Here is a 2,798-nt window from a genome sequence, read left to right as displayed (position 1 = left end):
AGGCTACGACGGGAACAGGCCGAGCTGAGCAATCTTTTGCATAAGGTCCCAGCCGAGCAAGAATGCCCCGAACTGACGAGCCGTATATTGGACCTTCACCAGCAGATCGAGCAGATCTGGACTCAAAAGAAATTCCTAGAAAGGAATGATTCCATACCCGTAGCGGCTTCAGCTCCTAAGCTGCAGACCAATAACCTGGGCGCTCTTCAAAGTAAATCGGAGCTAACGGTAAAGATCCAGAAGCTTCGTGAAAAGCGAAGCAAGCTGAAAAGCAAATTGGAGAACCCCAAGGCTGGCATTGCTACCAAATCCAAATGGGAAATTGAATTGGCCCAGGTAGAAGCCGCCATTGAGGAATCTACGCAAGCCAGGGCTTTGCTCTAAAACTTGAATACTTACTTAATTTTATATTGTTCGCCATGATAAATGAATTGTTTAGTACCGAGCGTGTCCGGATCGCCGATCTGGTGCCTCATGTAAAAAATCCGCGTAAAATTAAAGCAGCTGAAAAGCAAAAGCTTTGGGAGCGGATCCAGAAATACGGTATGATCGGAATCCCGGTGCGGGATGCGGATGGCACCTTGCTTTCTGGAAATCGCCGTTGTGAAGTGATCGTGCAAAATGGTCTGGGGGATATGCTCTGTGACATCCGAACCGCTACCCGTAAACTCACCGATCAGGAGCTAAAAGAGGTAATGATCATCGAGAATAGCCATGCCGGTGAATGGGACCTTGAAATGCTAAAACAAGAGTTCGACGAGCTAGTGGACCTTGATAGCTATGGCATAGGCATCGACGAGCTCAACGAGCAGATATCAGAAATGACTGACGAGCTAGCCGAAGAGCCAGAGCTACCCATCGTTGCTAAGTTCTCAGAGAAATACGATTCCATAGTGATTGTCTGCAGTAACGAAATCGACTTTAACCACCTCTCAGAAAAGCTTGGACTAGATCGCGCCCAATGCTATAAATCCAGCAAGATTGGAATGCAGCGGGTGGTGGATGGTAAGCAAGTTATATCCATTTTAAACCGGTCCTGATTTATGAAAGATATCAAAATCATAATCCCCTCTCATAAAAGGGCAAGCCGTGTGCGTACTACCAGTGCCGTATATGGCGCTTCCTTATGCGTTGAAGAAAGCCAGGCTGATATGTATCAGAAATGTAACCCTGGGATTGAGATCATCACCCACCCCGATGCAGTAGTAGGCCTGGCCCGCAAAAGGGACTGGATCATCAAAAACGTAGGGAGCTGCTTTATGCTGGACGATGATATCGACCACCTCGGTAGGATCTACATAGAAAAGGGTGAAGAATCTCACGTAGATCCGGCTACGGCTTATGATATCATTCAAAGTACCGCCTACGCGGCCCATCAGGCTGGGGCGTTCCTTTTTGGCTTTAGTTCATCCCCGACACCGATAAGCTACAATAGCCTTAATCCGATCCAAATGAGCGGATACGTAACCGGCTGCGCCCATGGTGTGCTAGAAGGCTCCAAACTGTGGTATAATCCCGATATCATCTGTAACGAGGATTATTGGATCAGCTTGCTCAATGCGCATCACCACCGCTATATCTGGAAGGATACCCGCTATTACTGGGCCCAGAAAGACACCTTTGTAAATCGTGGGGGGCTGGCTGAATTCCGAAACATTGAGGCGGAAGAAAAGGACTTCAAGTTGCTTCAAAAAGTCTTTGGCCAAGTGGTAGAGTTGCGAAAATCAACTGGAAAAAGTAACTTAAAGCACCCGTTTCAGAAAAGCTTGAAATTGCCGTTTTAATTGAATGGAATAGAGTTGCCGTAGTATCAATTCTGTGCTTTTTCGTTGCCCATAACCTATTATGTTCATATGAAATTTCTTTTAACCACTGTGTTTATAATATTTCTTTCAACTATATGTTATGGGCAAACACTTAACATTGATAACTCTAAGTTCAGATATCAGTTGAGTAAAATGAAAGATTCGATTGATTCACCAAAGCAAGAATTAAGCACACAGAAAACAAAGAAGGAGGTCAATATTGGCGAGTTTCAGTTCTTCATATCTGACATCGAAAGCCTATTTGGCTGGCTTATGGCAATTATTTTTACAGCAGTTTCATTAGTAGGAATTTTATTGTTCAAGCGTTATGACGATCGATTAGAAGAGCAGGCACGATCTATGAAGAAATATATTGAGGAGACCAATCTCAGAACGCAAATTATGAAGTATGAGATTTATTGCTTCCAAAATTCTTCAATGATGGGACTTGACCAGGTTATAGAACGTTTTGGTGATCAAATTTATTCAATAAGAATAGCATTAATTGCTGTTGGAGAGCTTTATAAATCATTAAATTATGCTCGAACGTCAGCTGAAATTCGAGTATTTGAGCAGGGAATACTCGAATATTTAAACACAATAGAAGATATCTTACCTAAAATTGATTCTAAGAAATGGACCGAAGAAAAAATCGACTTGCTTAGAATAACATATGAGCAACACTGTTACTTTGGAGATAAAGATATATTACTGAGTCTGTATGGGCATGAAGATCCCAAGATTAGAGAAGCTTCTATTTCTGTCTTTCTAAAACTTGGTTATTTGACTAGCTAAAACACTTTATAAAAAAATATCAATAACGCTTTTTAATTCCGTTTTGCTGGGAGAAATTTACAGTAGATCATTAATAATGAGACACTTAAACAACTCTAAGCACAATGGAATTATCAGAAATTCAAGTAAAGTATGTGCCGCCGGCCAAGGCAAACCGCACAAAAATCTCCTGCAGTAAGGATGCCTACCAATATCTAC

General features: G+C 42.3%; 3 protein-coding genes and 1 pseudogene. All 4 read left to right on the top strand.

The window, feature by feature from the left end:
- Positions 1 to 384, top strand: a pseudogene (locus CLV98_RS23550) (hypothetical protein); the annotation flags it as partial.
- A 35-nt stretch (positions 385 to 419) separates the two neighbouring features.
- On the top strand, positions 420 to 1,040 hold the full coding sequence (locus CLV98_RS23015; RefSeq protein ID WP_109678472.1) for a ParB/RepB/Spo0J family partition protein: 621 nt from the start codon (positions 420 to 422) through the stop codon (positions 1,038 to 1,040).
- A gap of 3 nt (positions 1,041 to 1,043) precedes the next feature.
- Positions 1,044 to 1,784: a GREB1-related protein gene (locus CLV98_RS23010; protein WP_109678470.1), complete on the top strand. Its 741-nt coding sequence runs from the start codon at positions 1,044 to 1,046 to the stop codon at positions 1,782 to 1,784.
- A gap of 174 nt (positions 1,785 to 1,958) precedes the next feature.
- Positions 1,959 to 2,600 (top strand): hypothetical protein, encoded by a 642-nt coding sequence (locus tag CLV98_RS23005; RefSeq protein ID WP_146202352.1) that lies wholly within the window; start codon positions 1,959 to 1,961, stop codon positions 2,598 to 2,600.
- Positions 2,601 to 2,798: the final 198 nt, after the last annotated feature.

Origin of the sequence: Dyadobacter jejuensis, from assembly GCF_003149085.1 — a bacterium.
Lineage (GTDB): Bacteria > Bacteroidota > Bacteroidia > Cytophagales > Spirosomataceae > Dyadobacter > Dyadobacter jejuensis.
This window is presented reverse-complemented; position numbering and strand designations above follow the sequence as displayed.

What these genes read in the sequence shown, in the direction of transcription:
- CLV98_RS23010 (WP_109678470.1), top strand. Translation starts at nt 1,044, where the DNA reads ATGAAAGATATCAAAATCATAATCCCCTCTCATAAAAGGGCAAGCCGT.
- CLV98_RS23015 (WP_109678472.1), top strand. Translation starts at nt 420, where the DNA reads ATGATAAATGAATTGTTTAGTACCGAGCGTGTCCGGATCGCCGATCTG.
- CLV98_RS23005 (WP_146202352.1), top strand. Translation starts at nt 1,959, where the DNA reads ATGAAAGATTCGATTGATTCACCAAAGCAAGAATTAAGCACACAGAAA.